This window comes from Mesorhizobium sp. C432A (assembly GCF_030323145.1).
Taxonomy (GTDB): Bacteria; Pseudomonadota; Alphaproteobacteria; order Rhizobiales; family Rhizobiaceae; genus Mesorhizobium.
This window is the reverse complement of sequence record NZ_CP100470.1, coordinates 2,015,001-2,020,000: the sequence shown is the minus strand read 5'-3', so window position 1 is coordinate 2,020,000 and position 5,000 is coordinate 2,015,001. Positions and strand designations below refer to the sequence as shown.

Below are 5,000 nucleotides of genomic sequence, written 5' to 3'. Positions count from 1 at the left end.
AGTTCATTCCGGAGACATGGGTTACACTTTCGGCCCTTTGCAAGGAGAGCAAGGTGCCTTGGAAGGAGTGTAACGTCATGGAAGAGCGGCTGAAGTTCATTGCCCGGCTGCTGGACGGCGAGAAGATGGCGGTGCTTTGCCGTGAGTTCGATATCTCGCGCAAGACCGGCTACAAGATCCTCACACGCTACAATGACAGTGGCCTTGAGGGGCTGACGGATCGATCACGCCGACCCTACCGCCACGCCAATCAGCTTCCGTTTCAAATCGAGAAGCTGATTGTGCGCCTCAAGCAAGACAAGCCGACCTGGGGTGCGCCAAAGATACGCGAACGGTTGGCCCGGCTGTATCCTGACGTTCACCGGCCTGCGATCTCGACGGTGCATGCGGTTCTCGACCGCCATGGCCTGGTCGAGCGCCGCAAGCGAAGGCGCAACAGGGCGACGGGAACACCACTTTCAAACGGCTATCGGCCCAACGATCTGTGGTGTGCCGACTACAAAGGCGAGTTCATGCTCGCCGATCGGCGCTATTGCTATCCGCTGACGATCACCGACTTCGCCAGCCGCTATCTCATCGCCTGCGAGGCGTTGTCGACTACCAAGGAAGCCTATGCCTTCACGGTGTTCGAGAGCGTTTTCAAAGAGTTCGGCCTGCCCAGCGCCATCAGGACCGACAATGGCGTTCCCTTTGCCAGCCCAAACGCGCTGTTCAATCTCAGCAAACTGTCGGTCTGGTGGCTGCGCCTGGGCATCGACATCGAGCGCATCCAGCCGGGCTGTCCGCAGCAGAACAGGCGCCATGAGCGCATGCACCTGACTCTCAAGAAGGAAACCACCAAACCGGCTGGCGCCAATTTCCTGCAGCAGCAGGCCAGGTTCGATGACTTCATCGATGAGTTCAACTCAGAACGCCCACATCAGGCGCTCGACATGGCCTGTCCAGCCGAGCGCTACACCCCGTCACCGCGCATCTATACCGGCCTGCCGGATCTCGATTATCCGTTTCACGACAAGGCCGTCACCGTCACCACCTGCGGCCGCATCTGCTACAATCGCAAGAAGATCAACCTCAGCCTCGTCTTTGCCGGCCAGACCGTCGGCATCAAACAGGTCGAGGACCATATCTGGCTGGCTTCCTTCATGGATTATGATTTGGGCTACTTCGATGATGAGACATGCAGGCTCGAACCACTCCAAAACCCCTTCGGGCCAAAAGTGTTACCCATGTCTCCGATATAAACCGTAACCTATGTGTCCGGAATGGACCCTTTTTTGTTGGTTGCGGGGACAGGATTTGAACCTGTGACCTTCAGGTTATGAGCCTGACGAGCTACCGGGCTGCTCCACCCCGCGTCACCTCCAGGGCAAGCTCTTGCTTGCTCCGGACTCTCCAGGGCAAGCTCTTGCTTGCTCCGGACTCTCCAGGGCAAGCTCTTGCTTGCTCCGGACTCTCCAGGGCAAGCTCTTGCTTGCTCCGGACTCTCCAGGGCAAGCTCTTGCCTGCTCCGGATCTGAAGCAAGCGTTTGCTTGCTTATCTGGACGTAAGCCTGGGCCTATGAACAGGATGGCTTACAGATAGGTATATGGCTGACCAAATGAAAGGGCCGCTTGCGCGGCCCGTGATCCCTTGGCGGGCCTTTTCGTAGAGAGAAGATTTCAGTTTCATCCGGTTTGCGGATGAGAGTTCAACGTGCGTTTTGCAGACCTGGCAGCGACCTACTCTCCCGCGTCTTGAGACGAAGTACCATCAGCGCTGGAGCGTTTCACGGCCGAGTTCGGAATGGGATCGGGTGCAGCCGCTCCGCCATAACCACCAGGTCGGCAAAACGCACGTTATATCGAGAAGCTGTTTTTTCGTGCCAAGGCGACGTTTGTGTTTTGCTTACGGGCGTAAGCCCGCAAGCGCGACTGCGCGTCGCCGGTTTTCCGGCGCCCTCGCGGAGCATAGGCCCTGTAAGGGCCGCTCATGCGTGAGCGCTGGTCAGATCATCGTGTTCACGATGAGCATAAGGAATGAGAACGATCAAGCCGATCGAACTATTAGTACCGGTAAGCTTCAAGCGTTGCCGCTCTTCCACACCCGGCCTATCAACGTGGTCGTCTTCCACGGTTCTCAGGGAATACTCGTTTTAAGGTGGGTTTCCCGCTTAGATGCCTTCAGCGGTTATCCCGTCCGGATATAGCTACCCTGCTATGCGGCTGGCGCCACAACAGGTCCACCAGAGATCCGTCCATCCCGGTCCTCTCGTACTAGGGACAGATCCTTTCAATATTCCTACACCCACGGCAGATAGGGACCGAACTGTCTCACGACGTTCTGAACCCAACTCACGTACCGCTTTAAATGGCGAACAGCCATACCCTTGGGACCTGCTCCAGCCCCAGGATGCGATGAGTCGACATCGAGGTGCCAAACAACCCCGTCGATATGGACTCTTGGGGGTCATCAGCCTGTTATCCCCGGCGTACCTTTTATCCGTTGAGCGATGGCCCTTCCACGCGGGACCACCGGATCACTATGACCGACTTTCGTCTCTGCTCGACTTGTCAGTCTCGCAGTCAGGCAGGCTTATGCCATTGCACTCAGCGAACGATTTCCGACCGTTCTGAGCCCACCATCGCGCGCCTCCGTTACTCTTTAGGAGGCGACCGCCCCAGTCAAACTACCCACCATACATTGTCCCGGACCCGGATAACGGGCCGCGGTTAGACATCCATAGTAATAAGGGTGGTATTTCAAGGGTGGCTCCACCTGAGCTGGCGCCCAGGTTTCAAAGCCTACCACCTATCCTACACATGCCACTACGAATGCCAATGTAAAGCTATAGTAAAGGTGCACGGGGTCTTTCCGTCTAACCGCAGGAACCCCGCATCTTCACGGGGAATTCAATTTCACTGAGTCTATGCTGGAGACAGCGGGGAAGTCGTTACGCCATTCGTGCAGGTCGGAACTTACCCGACAAGGAATTTCGCTACCTTAGGACCGTTATAGTTACGGCCGCCGTTTACTGGGGCTTCGATTCAGAGCTTGCACCCCTCCTCTTAACCTTCCAGCACCGGGCAGGCGTCAGACCCTATACGTCGTCTTGCGACTTCGCAGAGCCCTGTGTTTTTGATAAACAGTCGCTACCCCCTGGTCTGTGCCACCCTCCTCTACTTGCGTAGAAAAGGGTCACGCTTCTTCCGAAGTTACGCGTGCAATTTGCCGAGTTCCTTCAGCATAGTTCTCTCAAGCGCCTTGGTATACTCTACCTGACCACCAGTGTCGGTTTCGGGTACGGTTTATAAGGAGGAGCTATTTCCTGGAACCGCTCCGCTGCCCGTTCAATCCGATAAGATTGGACAACTTGTGCGATCCGTCACTACCTCCAAGCCCACGAATATTAACGTGGTTCCCATCGACTACGCGTTTCCGCCTCGTCTTAGGGGCCGGCTAACCCTGCTCAGATTAGCTTTAAGCAGGAACCCTTGGTCTTTCGGCGGGGGAGTCTCTCACTCCCCTTACGTTACTCATGTCAGCATTCGCACTTCTGATACCTCCACCACCCCTCACGGGTATGGCTTCGTCAGCTTACAGAACGCTCCGCTACCGCTTGGCCCTTGCGGACCAAACCCTAAGCTTCGGTGTATGGCTTTAGCCCCGTTACATTTTCGGCGCAAAGACCCTTATTTAGACCAGTGAGCTGTTACGCTTTCTTTAAATGATGGCTGCTTCTAAGCCAACATCCTGGTTGTTTTGGGATCCTCACATCCTTTCCCACTTAGCCATAACTTGGGGACCTTAGCTGTAGGTCAGGGTTGTTTCCCTTTTCACGACGGACGTTAGCACCCGCCGTGTGTCTGCCGACTAGTACTCCCAGGTATTCGGAGTTTGGTTAGGTTTGGTAATCCGGTGAGGACCCCTAGCCCATCCAGTGCTCTACCCCCTGGGGTATTCGGTCGACGCTCTACCTAAATAGATTTCGCGGAGAACCAGCTATTTCCGAGTTTGATTGGCCTTTCACCCCTAGCCACAAGTCATCCCGAACTATTGCAACAGTTATGGGTTCGGTCCTCCAGTAAGTGTTACCTTACCTTCAACCTGCTCATGGCTAGATCACTCGGTTTCGGGTCTAATGCGACGAACTGAACGCCCTGTTCAGACTCGCTTTCGCTGCGCCTACACCTAGCGGTTTAAGCTTGCTCGTCACACTAAGTCGCTGACCCATTATACAAAAGGTACGTGGTGACCCTTGCGGGCTCCCACTGTTTGTAGGCAATCGGTTTCAGGTACTCTTTCACTCCCCTTGTCGGGGTGCTTTTCACCTTTCCCTCACGGTACTAGTTCGCTATCGGTCATGCACGAGTACTTAGGCTTGGAAGGTGGTCCTCCCAATTTCAGACAGGATTTCACGTGTCCCGCCTTACTCGAGGACGATTGATTGCATTACGCGTACGGGGCTGTCACCCACTATGGCCCTACTTTCCAGAAGGTTCCGCTTGTCTCTCAATCGCCACTGGCCTGGTCCGGGTTCGCTCGCCACTACTTCCGGAGTCTCGGTTGATGTCCTTTCCTACGGGTACTTAGATGTTTCAGTTCCCCGCGTTCGCCACTTTATCCCTATGTATTCAGGATAAGTTACCTATTATCGATACTTGGAAACCACAGTAGCAGATCGCTCTGCTACTCTGATTTTCCAAGTACCTTAGGTGGGTTTCCCCATTCGGAAATCTACGGATCAAAGGGTATTCGCACCTCCCCGTAGCTTATCGCAGCGTATCACGTCCTTCATCGCCTGTGCATGCCAAGGCATCCACCAATTGCCCTTAAGACACTTGATCGTTCTCATTGCCAATGCCCATCCGCGCAATCCGAAGGATTGTCGCTTCAGCCTCTCCCTTGCGGGGTTGGCGTCCGCGCAATTCCAAAGGAATTGTCGCCTGAACCGGATCCTGTGCGGGATCCACATTCGATGTCATTGGCACAAAAAGACCAGCTTCTCGAGATCGGTTCGAGG

The 5,000-nt window shown here is 55.2% G+C and carries 1 protein-coding gene, 1 tRNA gene and 2 rRNA genes; 1 reads left to right on the top strand and 3 read right to left on the bottom strand.

The genetic code is table 11. The features are described 5' to 3' along the window. Positions 1 to 53: 53 nt before the first annotated feature. Positions 54 to 1,241: a helix-turn-helix domain-containing protein gene (locus NLY33_RS09725; protein WP_023707444.1), complete on the top strand. Its 1,188-nt coding sequence runs from the start codon at positions 54 to 56 to the stop codon at positions 1,239 to 1,241. A 37-nt stretch (positions 1,242 to 1,278) separates the two neighbouring features. Here NLY33_RS09725 and NLY33_RS09720 read toward each other — a convergent pair. From NLY33_RS09720 to NLY33_RS09710, 3 genes are all read right to left on the bottom strand, one after another. Next, positions 1,279 to 1,355, bottom strand: a tRNA-Met gene (locus NLY33_RS09720). A 351-nt stretch (positions 1,356 to 1,706) separates the two neighbouring features. Next, positions 1,707 to 1,821: ribosomal RNA gene (rrf, locus tag NLY33_RS09715) — 5S ribosomal RNA — on the bottom strand. Positions 1,822 to 2,022: 201 nt separating this feature from the next. Beyond that, a 23S ribosomal RNA gene (locus tag NLY33_RS09710) occupies positions 2,023 to 4,824 on the bottom strand. Between the last annotated feature and the right edge of the window lie 176 nt (positions 4,825 to 5,000).